At 51.4% G+C, this 15,010-nt stretch carries 16 protein-coding genes; 14 read left to right on the top strand and 2 right to left on the bottom strand.

Going from position 1 to position 15,010, the window contains the following annotated elements; translation table 11 throughout:
• The first annotated feature begins 9 nt into the window (after positions 1 to 9).
• From L0665_RS06320 to L0665_RS06310, 3 genes are read left to right on the top strand one after another with little or no spacing between them, the layout of a single operon-like run.
• Entirely contained in the window at positions 10 to 1,344 is a 1,335-nt protein-coding gene (locus L0665_RS06320) for a TldD/PmbA family protein (protein ID WP_274924850.1), read from the top strand.
• Positions 1,337 to 2,644 (top strand): TldD/PmbA family protein, encoded by a 1,308-nt coding sequence (locus L0665_RS06315; RefSeq protein ID WP_274924849.1) that lies wholly within the window; start codon positions 1,337 to 1,339, stop codon positions 2,642 to 2,644. The genes L0665_RS06320 and L0665_RS06315 overlap by 8 nt, the downstream gene beginning before the upstream one ends.
• Complete coding sequence (locus L0665_RS06310) at positions 2,641 to 2,895, top strand: pro-sigmaK processing inhibitor BofA family protein (protein ID WP_274924848.1); 255 nt, start codon at positions 2,641 to 2,643, stop codon at positions 2,893 to 2,895. The genes L0665_RS06315 and L0665_RS06310 overlap by 4 nt, the downstream gene beginning before the upstream one ends.
• A gap of 78 nt (positions 2,896 to 2,973) precedes the next feature.
• On the opposite strand, the gene L0665_RS06305 is transcribed toward L0665_RS06310, so the two are convergent.
• Positions 2,974 to 3,666 (bottom strand): KaiC domain-containing protein, encoded by a 693-nt coding sequence (locus L0665_RS06305; protein WP_274924847.1) that lies wholly within the window; start codon positions 3,664 to 3,666, stop codon positions 2,974 to 2,976.
• A 5-nt stretch (positions 3,667 to 3,671) separates the two neighbouring features.
• Entirely contained in the window at positions 3,672 to 4,508 is an 837-nt protein-coding gene (locus tag L0665_RS06300) for an RAD55 family ATPase (protein WP_274924846.1), read from the bottom strand.
• A gap of 150 nt (positions 4,509 to 4,658) precedes the next feature.
• Here L0665_RS06300 and L0665_RS06295 point away from each other — a divergent pair, with 150 nt between their 5' ends.
• The 11 genes from L0665_RS06295 (at position 4,659) to L0665_RS06245 (ending at position 15,009) form a co-directional block, all read left to right on the top strand.
• Positions 4,659 to 6,722: an ATPase, T2SS/T4P/T4SS family gene (locus L0665_RS06295; protein ID WP_338036424.1), complete on the top strand. Its 2,064-nt coding sequence runs from the start codon at positions 4,659 to 4,661 to the stop codon at positions 6,720 to 6,722.
• A complete protein-coding gene (locus L0665_RS06290) occupies positions 6,719 to 8,656 on the top strand; it encodes a type II secretion system F family protein (protein ID WP_274924845.1) in 1,938 nt (645 codons plus the stop codon). The genes L0665_RS06295 and L0665_RS06290 overlap by 4 nt, the downstream gene beginning before the upstream one ends.
• Positions 8,657 to 8,673: 17 nt before the next feature.
• On the top strand, positions 8,674 to 9,261 hold the full coding sequence (locus L0665_RS06285; RefSeq protein ID WP_274924844.1) for a hypothetical protein: 588 nt from the start codon (positions 8,674 to 8,676) through the stop codon (positions 9,259 to 9,261).
• Between the two features lie 72 nt (positions 9,262 to 9,333).
• The gene (locus L0665_RS06280; RefSeq protein WP_274924843.1) at positions 9,334 to 9,486 is read left to right on the top strand and encodes a hypothetical protein; all 153 of its coding nucleotides are present in this window, start codon (positions 9,334 to 9,336) and stop codon (positions 9,484 to 9,486) included.
• Positions 9,483 to 9,956: a hypothetical protein gene (locus tag L0665_RS06275; protein ID WP_274924842.1), complete on the top strand. Its 474-nt coding sequence runs from the start codon at positions 9,483 to 9,485 to the stop codon at positions 9,954 to 9,956. Before L0665_RS06280 ends, L0665_RS06275 begins: the two co-directional genes overlap by 4 nt.
• A gap of 119 nt (positions 9,957 to 10,075) precedes the next feature.
• Positions 10,076 to 10,567, top strand: coding sequence for a hypothetical protein (locus L0665_RS06270; protein ID WP_274924841.1), 492 nt, complete (start codon positions 10,076 to 10,078; stop codon positions 10,565 to 10,567).
• Positions 10,568 to 10,795: 228 nt separating this feature from the next.
• Positions 10,796 to 11,119 carry an ATPase gene (locus L0665_RS06265; RefSeq protein WP_274924840.1) on the top strand — a complete coding sequence of 108 codons (324 nt, stop codon included), beginning with the start codon at positions 10,796 to 10,798 and terminating at the stop codon, positions 11,117 to 11,119.
• On the top strand, positions 11,112 to 13,088 hold the full coding sequence (locus L0665_RS06260) for a V-type ATP synthase subunit I (RefSeq protein ID WP_274924839.1): 1,977 nt from the start codon (positions 11,112 to 11,114) through the stop codon (positions 13,086 to 13,088). Before L0665_RS06265 ends, L0665_RS06260 begins: the two co-directional genes overlap by 8 nt.
• 3 nt (positions 13,089 to 13,091) lie before the next feature.
• Positions 13,092 to 13,340: an ATPase gene (locus L0665_RS06255; protein WP_274924838.1), complete on the top strand. Its 249-nt coding sequence runs from the start codon at positions 13,092 to 13,094 to the stop codon at positions 13,338 to 13,340.
• 13 nt (positions 13,341 to 13,353) lie between these two features.
• The gene (locus L0665_RS06250) at positions 13,354 to 13,932 is read left to right on the top strand and encodes a V-type ATP synthase subunit E family protein (RefSeq protein ID WP_274924837.1); all 579 of its coding nucleotides are present in this window, start codon (positions 13,354 to 13,356) and stop codon (positions 13,930 to 13,932) included.
• An 18-nt stretch (positions 13,933 to 13,950) separates the two neighbouring features.
• Complete coding sequence (locus L0665_RS06245; protein ID WP_274924836.1) at positions 13,951 to 15,009, top strand: V-type ATP synthase subunit C; 1,059 nt, start codon at positions 13,951 to 13,953, stop codon at positions 15,007 to 15,009.
• The last annotated feature ends 1 nt before the right edge of the window (position 15,010 follow it).

The following is a 15,010-nucleotide window of genomic DNA, read 5'->3' as shown; positions in this document are numbered from 1 at the left end:
TTTTATTCAATGGCAACAGAAGAACCACGATATTATGATGTCCGCCATCTGGCAGGGACGTCCACCCATATTGATATAGAAAACGGGACCATTGAGGCCGCGGGACAGTCATTTGCCGATACGGCTATTGTCCGTGCACTCGGTGCCACCGGGTGGGGCATGGTTGCGATAGACAACTTCTCTGAAGCCGGACAGAGTGGCCTGATGCAGGCGGTAGCAGAAGCCCTTTCTCTCTCGAAAGTGACGGGAGAACGGGTGGAACTCGCTGATGTAAAGACCGGTGTTCTACCGGTTCCCGCAATAAAAGAGGATCCGCGTGAAGTATCTTTAGAGGAGAAGACTGAAATTCTGTCCTCCATTGAGTCTGCCGCCCGGATACCGGGAATTGTGAACACCCGTGCCCGGTATATCGAGTCTGAGGGAACGGTGTGGTTCATGAACTCCTCCGGGAATGAATACCGGTATGAATCCCTTCGGTCAGGCTACTCCATTCTTGCGGTTGCAGGCAGAGGTGGTGAGATGCAGATGGCACGGGAGAGTGAGCATGCCATTACCGGGCTGAACATGCGCCACAAAGAGGAGAAAGGCAGGGAAGCCGCCGAACGTGCTCTCCTGCTTCTGGACGCGGCACCGGCACGGGGCGGCACCATGAATGCCATCCTTGACCAGGAACTCGCAGGAGTCTTTGCCCATGAGGCAATCGGTCATGCAAGTGAGGGGGACCTTGTGAAAGAGGGAGTATCTGTGATAAAAGGCATGATAGGACAGCAGATTGCAAACAACGTTGTGACCATCGTCGATGATCCCACCCTTCCTGAATTCGGGTTTATGCCGGTTGATGCCGAGGGCAGTGCCGTAACGCGTACCGAGATTATCCGGGACGGGGTGTTGAAAAACTACCTACACAGCCGTGAAACACTTGCTGCGGTGGGCGATGGTGTTGCGGGCCACGCCCGTGCAGAGGGGAGTTCTTCCCCTATCGTCCGGATGTCAAATACATTCATTGAAAACGGGGACTCCACAATGGACGAAATTCTGGAAGGCTGTAAAAACGGAATTCTTCTCAAGGGCTCCCGTGGCGGACAGGTGGATCCGGGCAGGGGCGTCTTTCAGTTCAATGCCGAATATGGATACCTGATTCAAAATGGTGAAAAGCTTGGCATGGTGCGGGATGTGTCACTATCAGGAGACATTCTCTCAACGATGCACAATATTGCTCTCTGTGGGACTGACCGGAAGATGACACCGGGATACTGTGGAAAGGGTGGGCAGAGTGTGCCCGTCACCGACGGAGCACCGCATATTCTTCTGAGAAACGCAGTGGTAGGTGGTCGCCATGCATAATGTAACGGACTATACAGATCTCGTGGAGACCGTTCTGGCAAAGGCCCGGCATGAGGCAGACGAGGCTGAGGTATACCTCGGTGTCTCAGACCATGTCTCGCTTGAACTGCGCCGTCGTCAGGTGGGAGAGGCAGAGAAGACAGTCACCTGGGCAATGGCCATCCGGACAATCACAGACGGGCATATCGGTGCCTCAATGACAATGTCCCCTGCCCGCTGGGAGGACTGTCTTACTGCTGCCATCGCTTCCGGACGGATATCCGACCCGCAGGCATGGGGCGGTCTGCCGGAACCGGTCACATTCTCCCGTGACATAGATGTGTATGACCCGTCTCTTATACCGGACGCCGACACGGCATCTGATCTCATAACATCTCTGTGCACAGCAGCAGAGAACGGCGAAGCAGAGATCGCGGGGGGTGGTGTCTCCCTTGGAAGGGGCTCATCTCTGATTGCAAACACGAATGGTGTATTGTACACCCACGATGCAACATCCGCTTCCGCTTCACTTGAAATGATAAACGGGACCTCGACCGGTTATGAGTTTGACCACGTGAGTCACCTCAACGATCTTGACACCGACAAGGTGGCAAAAGAGGCACTCTTTCAGGCGGACTACTGGGCCGGTGCCGGTGGTATCGAATCATGTGCGTCTGATGTTGTCCTTACACCGATGGCGCTTTCCCAGCTTGTAGGGGGAATTCTTATGCCCGCTCTCTCAGGCAGAACGGTTCACGCCGGCCGGTCATTTTTAGCCGACAAAAAGGGTGTTCCCTGCATGGACCCTTCCCTTGTCCTGTATGACGACCCGTATGATGGTTCAGGGGCAACCCGCTGGGACGCAGACGGGGTTGCCACGCGGAGACTTGATTTCATCCGGGATGGTACGGTGCAGTCCTTTGCCTACGACCTCCGGACGGCATACCGCTATGGGGAGACAACTACCGGCAGTGCGGTCAGGAGTGGTGCCGGTGGTGCCCCCGCAATTGGTGTGCACTGCCTGAAACTCGATGCCCGCCGCGATGAAGTGCGTGAGGAAAAGGCGGTTCTCGCAAACGGCCTTATCGGCGCTCACACGGCAAACACCATCACCGGGGACTTCTCGGTTGAACTCTCCAATGCCGCCTGTATTGAGGGAGGAGAATTCGGTGCACCGATTCGCTCTGCCATGCTCTCCGGAAACCTCTTTGATATGCTTACAGATATCGCCGGTGCCGGTGAAGAACGACGGGAAATCGGGAGTATGACCCTGCCCGAAGTAAGGTTCAAGAACCTTCATATCATTGGTACACAGGAATGATCGAAACTGTCCTCACACTGGTCATTGCTATTGTGATAGCAGTGGCGCTCTGGTTCTTCCTGAAGAACGTCACCAAACTTATAATCAACTCAGTGGTGGGTATCATCATGCTGCTGGCCTTCAATTTCTTCAATATATTTGGAATGGGGGACATCCCCCTCTCCATTGCATCCATTCTCATCTGTGCACTGGGGGGAATACCGGGATTTGTCGTCCTTCTGCTGCTCAATGTCGTGGGAATAACGGTATAAGAAAATAGAAGAGATGAGAAAAATTTTCCGGGAAAACCCCGGAAGAACCCTTTCTGTTAAATGAGAGATTCCTTTTTTCTAAAAGACACTGGCTTCGTTGTAGACGTTTATCCGGTCCTGAAGAATTTCATACGGTTTTATTTCGCGGGAGTGGTTGCTCCGCCGCATCTTAACCACCTCAATTGACGTATGCACCTCGCTGAGGTCTTTTGGCCGGATATACTGGAGGACTACGACAGTGTCTGAAAGGTATTCAATGAGGCCGTATTTGCTTGCGTAGGTATCAGTGCTGCTGTTTTCACTGGTCAGAAGGAAATTGGCATCCAGGTCACGGAGGAGTTCAGTGAAATAAAACATCTCTTTTCGCCGCTCGGACGGGTCATCAAAAATTCCTTCAAAGAGTGATATGGGGTCAATGACTATCCGGGTGGCCCCAATCTTTGAGATCAGGTCCGGCAGGTCATTTTTAATGGAATTAATCGAGAGATTGAAGTCGGTGGGGTCGAGTTTTATCACAAAGAGTGATTCATTCCGGTACTTGTCAATCCGAAACCGCCGGTCTGCCATCACGTCATAGATGCGGTCTTCACGTTCTTCCAGACTGAAGTAAATCACCTTCTCACCCTTGCGCAGACCTTCATAGATGAACTGGAGGGCGAATGTCGTCTTGCCGGTTCCGTACGTTCCAATCAGTGAACAGATGCTGTTTTTTATGAGTCCCCCGCCAAACATCTCATCCAGGCCACTGATGCCAAACTGTATACGTTCCATTTTTCCTATACCACCATTCTGATGTTGCTTACTTCAAACCCCCCGTCTGAGGTGATCCTGACGGCAAACTTCACAAAGTCCTGTTCTTCAAGCGATGGCATAACAATGCGGAACTTCTCAATAAACATTACCCGCTGCCGACGCCTGCCGCCGGTATCCTCCCATTCAAAGGTAATCACCGCATCGCAGCAGTCTTTGATCTCTGCCATCCTCCGTTTTTCAAGGATGGCATCCGAGATGAGGAGGTAATATGTTGTCTTCCAGTGCTTGGAGATACGCTGGAGTCCCCGGAGAAAACCGATGAACTGGCGCCATTCGCTCTCACTGACGGCCCCGGTGGCGATGTCGGTGAGAGAATCAAAGATAATCAGGCTGCCTTCAGCAATTGTTCCCAACTGTTTGGTGATTTCGCCTATCAGGCTCTCCGGTTCCTGGCGTCTGTTCCGGATGTTCTCTACGATATCGACGTTGCTGTACCAGTCCCGGGGGACCACTGAGGCATCAAAGTATATTTTTGAGAGGTCGATAAACCGCACTGTTCCGTCAAATATTTCGGCATCAGCATGGAAGGAGAGTTCTATCTCGCGGCGGATTGCAGATTCGAGTTTTGTGAAGGTAAAATAGACGATTTCCTCCGGGTTACAGATATTGTCCGGAATTGTATTCTGGTCGTTTTTCTGTCTCCGGGCGTGGGAGAGAACTGAACTATATGCAAACTCCACGTTACCACCACCTGGCCCACCGGAAAGAAGGATCACCGAACCCAGGGGACCTCCTCCGTTCAGAACCGGATCAAAGGAAGGAATTCCTGTTGGCATGTGCTTCATTCGAGAATCCTGCATACATTTGCTCTATCGGCAAATGGTTTAATATTTTTTGTTAAATGCTCGTTATGCTCATGGTGGGACATTTTTATAACACGCGAAGTCAATTGTTTTGATATGAACACCTGTCCCGGTTTCCGCCGCGATTGGCTGGGGGATTGAGGAGATATGGCTGGAGAGAATACAATACTGGAAGAGGATGCAGAAGGGGAAAATGCACCTGTCACACCAGAGTCCGTGGAGGATGTGCGTCCTCTGACCCTGGATAGCCGTGTTCCCGGTGGAAATACGGGACTGTCTGAAACCATCGAAGGGGAGAAATCCTCCGGGCCGGAACCTGCAGAGCGGGTGAGTTTCTATGAATCCGAACTTCCTGAGGATCTGTCTTTCCCTGAGGGGAAGCCGTCCGAGAAAATGGACGGGGACGATGCACCCGTGATGCAGGAATATCCTGGACCGGGGGCTGAATCTGAATCTTATGCGGTTTCTGAAATACCCGATATTCCGGAGATCCCTGACGCTCCTGAGGGGGGTGCATCGGTGGAAAACACGGAAACAACGGTGCTGGCGGCAGGTGCAGCGGATGCAAAACCATCTTTGAATGAGGCGGCCGAACCAAAGAAAAAGGCGAAGAAAACAAAGAAGGCAAAAAATCGCACCGGTATTCTGGCGAGCCTCCTGCACCGTAAGGATAAAACCGCCGACCCCTACGATATGGCAATTCACGGGTCGCTTGTCCATGCCGATGTCCCGGATGGCTACACACTTGCGGAGCAGTACTGGGTTGTTCCCGGCTGTTCTGAGGTGATGATCATACTAAACGGGGTGACCCGACAGCATGAATACCATCTCAATGAACCGGAGTTGAGCGAGTTTGAGTATGAAATCGTCGAACGCCTGCATGCCGACCTTAGGGATGTGCTGATTCTCACGGATGATGAGGTGACACAGGACCGGGAGGTTGTGCTCCGCACAAAGACCATCGGTCTTTTGGACGACTACGGTGTTGTCCTCTCTCTCCCATCCTATTACCGGGTCATGTACTACATGAACCGTAATTTCCTCGGCTGGGCCCGCCTCGAGCCGCTGATGATGGACCCGAACCTTGAGGATATCTCCTGTGACGGTATTGGGATCCCAATATTTCTCTACCATCGCACCTACCGTAATGTGAAGACCAATGTCTCGTTTGATGAAGAATCCCTGAACTCGCTTGCTATCCGTCTCTCCCAGCGGTCGGGAAAACATGTCTCCATCTCAAACCCGGTTCTGGATGCCACCCTTCCGGACGGCTCCCGTCTTCAGCTCACCTATGGCAGTGAAGTGACGACCCGCGGGACATCGTTTACGATACGGAAATTCCGTGAAGAACCCTTCTCCCCGGTCGAGCTCTTAATGCGGGGCACCTTCCCTGCAGAGGCACTGGCCTATTTCTGGATGGGGATTGAGAATAACAAGAATCTCCTCTTTGTGGGCGGGACAGCATCCGGGAAGACCTCTTCCCTGAATGCAGTCGCTCTTTTCCTCCCCTCCCTCTCAAAGGTCGTCTCCATTGAAGATACCCGTGAGATAACTCTCTTCCACGATAACTGGATTGCATCGGTCACCCGGGATGCGATTGCCGACTCATCCTCATCCAAAATTGATATGTTTGACCTCCTGAAGGCGGCGATGCGCCAGCGGCCGGAATATATCATTGTGGGTGAGGTCCGGGGCAATGAAGCGCAGACGCTCTTCCAGGCAATGAACACGGGGCATACCACCTTCTCGACGATGCATGCGAATAATGTGGATGCTGCTATTCACCGGCTGGAAAACCAGCCTCTGAATGTGCCGCGGAATATGGTGCAGGCACTGGATATTGTGAGCATTCAGGCTCTCACCTATATCGGGCGGGAACGGGTCCGTCGGGCAACTGAAATCGTAGAGATTGCGGGCATTGACCCGGGCACCGGAAATCTCCGGGTGAACACAGTATTTGAGTATAACCCGGTGACGGATGTGTTCACCTACAGCGGACGGTCGGTTGTCTATTCGGCAATCATGGAGCAACGGGGGTGGACGCGTGAGGCTCTCACTCGTGAGGTGAACCGCCGCATCGCAGTTCTGAATGGGATGAAAGATCAGGATATCACAGACTATATTATGGTTTCACGCCTTCTCCGGGCCTATGAGATCGATGCAGACGCTGTGATGGATTCGATAGATGACCTGAGCCAGGCATTGATATGATCATCGACAGGTATGCACAATGGGCCATCGGGCGGCGTCCGGAAAAGTATCAGTCCGTGCGCCAGAATCTTCTCTCCGCACGAACAGGGATGACAATTGCGCAGTATCTTACCTACTGTGTGCTTGTCTCTGTCGTCTTTGGAGCAATCATTGGTATAATGGGCTACCTGATTGCGATGATGCTCTTCTTCCCCGAGGTGCATACCAGCCTTTTCAATATATTTGGCACGGTGATACCTGAGATCAATATTGCCCAGCCCACGTTGCCGGAGATGCTGCAGCGGAGTCTTGTTGCCGTCCTCTTCTTTATCATAGCGACACTCTGTATCTATCAGCTGCTGCTCCGGTATCCCGGGATGATGAAGGACAACCGCTCCGTCCGGATAAATCTGACTCTGCACAATGCGGTCAGCTATATGTATGCGATGCGCCGGGGCGGGGCAGAAATTCTTCCGATATTCAAATCCCTCTCCGAAAATGCTGATATCTATGGCGAGGTGGCATATGAGTGCCGGCAGGTGGTGCGGGACACGGAGTATTTTGGCGTTGATGTCGTCAGTGCTATCCGGAATCTCTCCCTTACGACGCCGTCTGAAAAACTGAAGGACTTTCTCGAGGATTTTGTCTCAATAATTGAGTCCGGCGGGAATGTGGCGAGTTTCCTCGGGTCCCGGGTACGGGTGTATCAGGACGATGCCCGGTTCCAGCAGCAGCAGTTTCTTTCCACCCTCCAGCTCGTAGGAGAGTCCTATGTGACCCTCTTTGTGGCAGGGCCGCTTTTTCTCATCATCATCATGGTAGTGGTGGGTCTTATGGGGACGACATCCATTGTCCAGATGGCAGCGGTCATTTACGGGCTGATTCCCATCGGCTCGCTCATTTTCATTATCTTTGTGGATATGATCTCCCTGCACACAGATGATGTCCGGCGGGTGACCAGAAAGGTTGTGCTCCGTGAGTTCCGGGATGTGCATGTGATTAAACAGGAGGGTGATGAAAGTCTCTTTTCCCTTCTTCATCGCAGTGACCGGTGGAGGAATCTTCGGGAATTTATCCGTCATCCCCTCGACTGGTTTATGATCGATGCGAAACGGACATTTCTTATCTCCGTTCCCGTGATGCTTTGCTATCTTGTGTTTATCTATACCGTGGTGCCACAGTATCAGGACTTTGAACTCTATCTGAATGTGGTTGACGACCACCTGATAATCGCTCTTCTCATTGTCCTTGTGCCCTACGCTGCACTCTTTGAAATCTGGAGGCGGAAGGTCCGCGGTATTGAAGAAAGTGTTCCGGAATTCCTTTCCCGCCTCTCCGGCATAAACCGTGTCGGGCTGACACCGGCACGGGCCATTTCCGTCCTTGAAAAGACCAATCTGGGGCTTATATCTTATGAAATCCACCGAATAAAACGTGATCTTGACTGGGGTGGTCTCTTTTCCGATGCTCTTGTCCGGTTTGAACACCGGGTGCAGACAGCGGCCATCGCCCGTGATGTGACGCTGATTACCAAGGCAAGTGAAATGACCGGAGATATTGCAGAGATTCTCGCGATTGCCGCAAACGATGCCCGGATGTCTGAGACTCTGAAAAGAGAGCGTCTTGGCGATATGATCATCTATATCATCGTCATCTACCTCGCCTACGCGGTCTTTGTCTTTGTCGTGGTCGTTTTGGACTGGAACTTCCTGTCCATTCTGCGGGATATGGCAACAGGGGGAAGTCTTGATAATGTGCCTTCATCCCTCATGTCTATTGCAGAGGGAGGTTCACTTACTGTAATATCTCGTCTGCTTTTTCATGCATGTCTTATCAGTGCCTTTTTCTCAGGGCTGATTGCAGGACAGATGGGTGAGGGCTCGGTGAAGGCAGGGGTGAAGCATGCGGTGATTATGCTTGTCATCGCACTGATTATATTCAATCTGGCATTCTGAGGTGGGACAAACATATAATGATACGGTGGAACAGGATGGATGAAGACGGGATGGTGGGGATAGAGGCGGCCATCATTCTTATTACCGCCATTGTGGCCGCGTCGGTTCTTTCCATGGTCATTCTGGACCTTGGGTATTTTTCGGCAGATAAGACCCAGTCGGTGGCAGCGAAAGGTGTCAATCAGGCGGGAACAACAGTGGTGACGGTGGGCAGCATTCACGGTGTGGAACGGGGGGAGAGCCTCGGTGCGTTCCGGGTGACATTTGCGATTCCTGCGGGAAGTGATCTGATTGATTTCTCTGCGGTGCAGGTGACGGTTGCAACACCGGATACCATATCCATGTTATCTGCAGCGGACCCGCTCGTGACTGCATCGCCTGCAGCAGGCACCTGGGGCATTATCCGTCGGATGCCTGCGGCAGCGGATGGTGATCTCTTTCTGGAAGACAATGAGCGGTTCACGATTGAAGCTTCCCTGCCGGATGGAGAGGAAATCCCGGTAAAAGGTGAATTTGTGCTCACGGTCATCCTGCCCGGCGGGGGTACCTTCCGGTTTGCCGGTGTTGCCCCGTCCAAGACTGACCCGGTGATGGTTCTTACCTGAAAAAAATAGAGCTGAACAGGGGATCATCAGGATTATATCCGGTGGTGCCGTAAGAGGAACTGGTGATACCAGATGTGTTCAACAGGTGGCCCTATTGACGTAGAATTCGACGAAGGGCTGAAAGGGAAAAAATATCGATGTAATGACTGCGGAGCACTATTTGAGGCAATCGGCCGCCACCCGGTATGCCCATCGTGCCAGTCTGAGAATGTGACTGAGGTATGAAGGTCCTCCTCTCCTCCGGGTATCTTCTCATCCGGGGAGGTGCTTCTTTTTTTCTGGTCGCCCGGTCACCGGAGACGTTTGCGCTTCCTATTGAGACAACAGATGCGGAGGTATTCCAGGGTGTGCACCGCGGGGATCTGATCGTTGTGTCGGCACCGGAGGGTGGTGACCCGGAACAGGCCCGTATGCTCTGTGAACTGGTGCGTACCTACCGACAGCCTCTGGTGGTGCTCCCCAAAGGGCATCCGGGATCAGCCCGTTTGCGGATGGTGCTCTCAGTTGCCTCTTCCATCATGCCACGGACGGATATAGAGCGTGGTACTCATCCGGAACAGAATGTCATCTGTTCATCGGGGGCACTCTCCGGTCTGGGAATGACAGCAGAGGGGGATTCTGTCCGCCTCTCAGGGTTTGATCCAAGCCGTATGACGTATGGCATCTTCCCTCCCGGATCTCTGCCGGTGGAGTGACCAGAGGCTCTTTCTTTTTCTGACGGGCCGGATGCCTGAAGGTCTGTTCCGGGGAATTGCATTCAGGTGAACGATTAACCCTCCCTGACATCAACCCAGTTGACAGAAGAGGTGAACTGATGAATGTGAACGTTGCTGCAATCTCTGTCGTAGCTGTTCTGTGCGCCTTCTGTGTGATCTGTGGCTGTACGGATTATGGCGAGGCGACAGAGATGTCTTTGGTAGTTTTGCCTGCTGAGCCGACACTGACGCCTGTCATCGCAGAGGATGTCGAGGAATGGTCCGTCTGGCGTGAAGGAAGTGTTTCAATCGGGAGACTGGGGGGGTATCAGTCGTTTAAACCGAGTAAAAACGGGGATTATTTTCAGGCACTGCGTGTTGAGGTGGATGCATCCGGTCCTGTCACGCTGTTATTTTTAACACCTGATGAGCTGGTGAACTTCAAAACCAAGATGATGACCAATGCCGGGGATTATTATCCGGTAGTCCGGTATTGTGATGTGACGTCCGGCATTTACACCCGGGAAGGTGATGATGATCTTGCCATTGCCATCCTGAACGAGGAAAATAAGCCGGTGACGGCCGGGGTAAATATCTGGTATCACATCTGAGGTGGATTGCTGTCTCTGATTTGGGATAGAATCGGAGTATTCTCCCCCTGGTATCCCACACTCAGGGTTTGTGTGGATATATTCCCGTAAATCCCTTTTATTTTATCAACGGACATCCTTTAATTGCTTCTTTGAGATAGTATCCAGACTCTGTTATTCGCCTAAAATAACAACCATTAATACATTTCCTTTTCATGAGTTATTGCATTGCCGTGAGAGGAGGGATGGATGAAGACTGAGGTCTTACAGAGCATCAAAAAGACAGAAGAAGAAAGCAGATCCCTGATTCAGGCTGCACGTGAGCAGAAAACCAAAATGTTGGTTGATGCGCGCACCGAAGCCGAAAATCAGATTGCCAAAGAGACTGAAGGTGCTGAAGAGTACAAAGCCAAGCGGATTTCTGACGCACACGCCGAAGCTAAGAAAAAAAGCGCTGTTATCATCGCAGATGGTGAAAAGCAGGCTGCATCGGTGCGTGCAGATTCGAAAAAGAACCTTGAAGTAGCGGTTGACCAGCTTGTGAACCAATTCAAGGTGAAGCTCAATGTTTGAACCCCAGACAATGAGTAAGCTGCTTATTGCAGCATCGAAGGATCAGCTTGAAGCTGTCGTACGTGAGTTGTACCGTCACAATCTCTTCCATATTGAGGATTTTGTGGAGTCAGATGCACAGGGTCTTGAGGGATGTAAAATAGGCATGCCTCTCCCTGGTGCGAGTGAATCATCATCAGATCTTGTCCGTATCCGGTCGATTGAGAACACCTATGGTGTCTCTTCCAAAGGCATGGATACAGACGAAAGGAAGATGCCGACATCTGAGGTCAGGCAGCGCATTGAGCGTGAGCTGCAGGCTATTGAAGATGAAGCGGCAGGATTCGCTGATGAAAAGATTACGCTTGAGAACACCATTCGTGATTACGAGACACGGATTACAGAACTGAAACCCTATACGTTATTCCCGGCAAATCTTGCCGATCTGAAAGGGTTTGAGAATTTTGTAGTTCTTGCAGGGCTTGTTCCTGCACATGTCAGTCTCAGCGTTCCGAATGAGATGTTTATCACTGCATATGAAAAGAGCAATCTTCTGATTGCCGTTGTTCCCCGTGAAAATGCTGAAGAGGCTGAGAAGGACCTCTTTGAAGCAGGTTTCCAACCAATTCCGGTTCCGGATGAGAATGGAACTGCCGGAGAACGAACGGTATGGTATACTCATGAGATTACCCGTCTTGAGGGGGACCTCAAGGTGGTTTCCGGGCGTATTTCCGCCCAGAAAGAGAAAAACGCAACGTTTCTGGTGGCGTGCGACGAACTTCTCACGGCAGAAGTGGAGCGTGCGGAAGCACCGCTTCGGTTCGCCACCACAGAAGAAACGTTTGTAGCAGAAGGGTGGGTTCCTGCCGACATGGTAGCGGCACTCACGTCAGATCTGCAGTCGGCAACCGGCGGCAAAGTCTTTGTTTCAGAGGTCGAGTTTGACCCCATTGAAGAGGCAGTCCCGGTCGAGTATCACAATCCTGATTTCTCGAAGCCGACCGAAATGCTGATGGACATCTATTCGCGTCCTCAGTATGGTGAATTTGATCCGACCATTCTGGTCTCTATCGTCTTCCCGATATTCTTTGGTTTCATCCTTGGTGATGTCGGATACGGTATTATTCTCCTGGCTCTTGGCTATTATCTCAGGAAATTCCTGAAAGATGATGCAGGGCAAAAACTTCTTGATGTGTTTAGAAACGCAAGTATTTCGAGTATTATCTTTGGTCTGATATACAGTGAGTGCCTTGGGTTTGCCCTTCCGTGGTCGCCTATTGGTATCAATCGTCACTTAAATATCGGCAGCCATGCAAGCGGCCACGGGCCGGATGCAGTGCTGATGCTCGTTCTTACCGCATGGATCGGTATTCTTCACATCACGTTAGGCAGAATGCTCCATATGTACAACGCAGCAAATATGATGAAGCCAGGCCGTCACCGGAGCAAAGTTATCTTCGGCCAGCTCGGCTGGATTCTTGTTATGTGGGGTATACTTCTTATGCTGTGGTCTCTCTTCGAGATGCCACTGATGCCGGTTCTCGCAGGATATCCTGCAGTCTTTGTAGGAATCAATGGATTTGGAGTGGCTGGTGCTGTTCTTCTCCTTGTGGGTATTATCGGTATCGGGCAGGATTCAATGCTTGAACTCATGGAACTTCCGACTGTTATCAGTCACGTGCTGTCCTACACACGTCTTGCTGCAGTAGGTCTGTCGTCTGTTGCTATTGCAATGGTCACAAACTACATCGCCATTGAACTCATCATTGAGCCGCAGCTTGCAAACCTGAGTATCATTGGAATTGTTATCATCTTAATTGGAATTGTGATCTTTTTGATCGGCCACATTCTCAATACCGCACTGGGTATTATGGGTGGCGGTTTACACTCAATTCGTTTACACTACGTCGAATTCTTCACCAAGTTCTACAAGGGTGGAGGAAAGAAATACGAACCATTTGGAAAATTACGCAAATTTACGGAGGATTAAAATATGGCAGTTGAAACTATGACCATCGAAGTCGCACAAGCATCGGCAATCGGATTCAAAGCAATTGGTGCAGGTCTCGCAGTAGGCCTTGCCGGTATGGGTACCGGTCTTGCACAGCTTGGTATTGGTGGCGCAGCAGTTGGCGCAACCGCAGAGAACAAAGAGATGTTCGGTCTCGCATTGCTCTTTACGGTTATTCCTGAAACAGTCGTTATCTTTGGCCTTGTTATCGCACTCCTGCTCTTATTCTGAGGATTGACGATTTATGGCATTGGATGCTGTAGTCGGTGAAATCAGGGACAAGGGTATCAGGGAGTCTGAGGCTATCAAAAAAGAAGCACAGACTGAAGTTAGCGCAATCCTTGCAGAGGCACAGGAGAAGGTCATCGCAATCAAGATGGCAGCAGAGGAGGATGCAAACCGCCAGGAGGGTTATATCATGGCCCAGGAGGTTGCAGCCGCTAATCTGTCTGTCAAGCGTGAGACGCTCAATGCCCAGAAGGATGTCCTCGACGAGGTATTTGGCCGGGTTGCCGCAGATATTGCGGCACTGCCGGACGAATTCCACCGGAAGGCCATCCGCGAACTCTGCAAGACAGCGGCAAAGGAACTTCACGAAGGTCTCTTTTACTGCAGTGAACGTGACGTTCATTCAGTCGAGGATGCACTGTCGAGCCTGAAGACCCTGTCCGGATTCTCACTGGCAGGAACAAAAGACATCACCGGCGGCATAATCGCAGAGAGTAATGACGGAACGCTGCAACTCGATTACAGCTATTCCACATTTGTCTCTGAGGTATGGGAATCCGGATTAAAGGATGCATCGGATATCCTGTTCGGGTAGGTTTGGGGGGATATAAACATGAGTTCAGTTAACACAACTGGCCCTGCTCCCTACATCTATTCGAGTACTCGTATGCGTGTTCGGAAATCAAAGCTGATTCAGCACGACGAATACATGCGGATGCTCAATATGAGCCTGCCCGAGATCATCCGGTCTATCGAGGAAACGGAGTACAAGGCAGAGATCGATGAGCTTGCCTCATCGTTCTCTGGCATTGACCTCATTGAGGTTGGTCTCTCCTGGAATCTTGCAAAAGAGTTCCAGAATGTCCTTGGTATCATGCCTGGTGTCATAAAGAAATTCACGGCAAGCTACCAGCAGCACTGGGATATCTATAATGTCCTCACCATTCTCCGCGGAAAGACCCAGGGGGTCCGTGCGGGGAAAATAAAAGAGGTCCTTATCCCGGCAGGCAGCCTTGACCGTGTGTTTCTTGACCGTCTTCTGGCAGAAGATTCTCCCGAGCGTATCGTGGAAGGGCTCTCTTCATGGTCCCTTTACCCGGTTCTCGAACGGGAATTTCCTGCTGCAATGGAGAAAGGCACATTTGGCGATCTCGAAAATGAACTCTTCAAGGAGTATTATCACTATGTTCTCAAGCAGACGAATAGCGGTGTTGCCGGCGGTAAGCCGTTCCGCGACTATCTGAAGCTTGAGATCGATCTCCTGAACATCAAGACGGTCATCCGCCTCTTTAAGGGCAAGGCCCATGTTGATGTCCGTAATCTGATGGTTGAAGGCGGCGGTATATCTGTTGATGAACTGGTCCGTCTTGCTGCCTCAGAGAGCATGGATGAGATTCTTGAAGGGATTAAAAAGCGGTATCCTGAAGGCCCCATTGGTGAACTGATGGAAGAGGCTGACAAGACGATGCCGCTGCATGAGATGGAGAATGCACTCACGAGGGTGATGCTCGATCAGATGGATCGCATCTCTAAGAGATATCCGTTCTCCATCTGTCCGACACTTGTCTACCTGAAGCGCAAGCGCTATGAGGTGGCAAACCTCCGGGCGATTGCCCGAGGCAAGGAATCCGGGCTTCCCGGAGAGAAGATTGCCGAATTCCTGGTGGTGTAAA

The sequence above is a fragment of the Methanogenium marinum genome (assembly GCF_028912405.1).
GTDB classification, from domain to species: domain Archaea; phylum Halobacteriota; class Methanomicrobia; order Methanomicrobiales; family Methanomicrobiaceae; genus Methanogenium; species Methanogenium marinum.
This window is presented reverse-complemented; position numbering and strand designations above follow the sequence as displayed.

Excerpts from the sequence above, each read along its gene's own strand:
- L0665_RS06320 (WP_274924850.1), top strand. The coding sequence starts at position 10 with ATGGCAACAGAAGAACCACGATATTATGATGTCCGCCATCTGGCAGGG.
- L0665_RS06315 (WP_274924849.1), top strand. The coding sequence starts at position 1,337 with ATGCATAATGTAACGGACTATACAGATCTCGTGGAGACCGTTCTGGCA.
- L0665_RS06310 (WP_274924848.1), top strand. The coding sequence starts at position 2,641 with ATGATCGAAACTGTCCTCACACTGGTCATTGCTATTGTGATAGCAGTG.
- L0665_RS06305 (WP_274924847.1), bottom strand. The coding sequence starts at position 3,666 with ATGGAACGTATACAGTTTGGCATCAGTGGCCTGGATGAGATGTTTGGC.
- L0665_RS06300 (WP_274924846.1), bottom strand. The coding sequence starts at position 4,508 with ATGCAGGATTCTCGAATGAAGCACATGCCAACAGGAATTCCTTCCTTT.
- L0665_RS06295 (WP_338036424.1), top strand. The coding sequence starts at position 4,659 with ATGGCTGGAGAGAATACAATACTGGAAGAGGATGCAGAAGGGGAAAAT.
- L0665_RS06290 (WP_274924845.1), top strand. The coding sequence starts at position 6,719 with ATGATCATCGACAGGTATGCACAATGGGCCATCGGGCGGCGTCCGGAA.
- L0665_RS06285 (WP_274924844.1), top strand. The coding sequence starts at position 8,674 with ATGATACGGTGGAACAGGATGGATGAAGACGGGATGGTGGGGATAGAG.
- L0665_RS06280 (WP_274924843.1), top strand. The coding sequence starts at position 9,334 with ATGTGTTCAACAGGTGGCCCTATTGACGTAGAATTCGACGAAGGGCTG.
- L0665_RS06275 (WP_274924842.1), top strand. The coding sequence starts at position 9,483 with ATGAAGGTCCTCCTCTCCTCCGGGTATCTTCTCATCCGGGGAGGTGCT.
- L0665_RS06270 (WP_274924841.1), top strand. The coding sequence starts at position 10,076 with ATGAATGTGAACGTTGCTGCAATCTCTGTCGTAGCTGTTCTGTGCGCC.
- L0665_RS06265 (WP_274924840.1), top strand. The coding sequence starts at position 10,796 with ATGAAGACTGAGGTCTTACAGAGCATCAAAAAGACAGAAGAAGAAAGC.
- L0665_RS06260 (WP_274924839.1), top strand. The coding sequence starts at position 11,112 with ATGTTTGAACCCCAGACAATGAGTAAGCTGCTTATTGCAGCATCGAAG.
- L0665_RS06255 (WP_274924838.1), top strand. The coding sequence starts at position 13,092 with ATGGCAGTTGAAACTATGACCATCGAAGTCGCACAAGCATCGGCAATC.
- L0665_RS06250 (WP_274924837.1), top strand. The coding sequence starts at position 13,354 with ATGGCATTGGATGCTGTAGTCGGTGAAATCAGGGACAAGGGTATCAGG.
- L0665_RS06245 (WP_274924836.1), top strand. The coding sequence starts at position 13,951 with ATGAGTTCAGTTAACACAACTGGCCCTGCTCCCTACATCTATTCGAGT.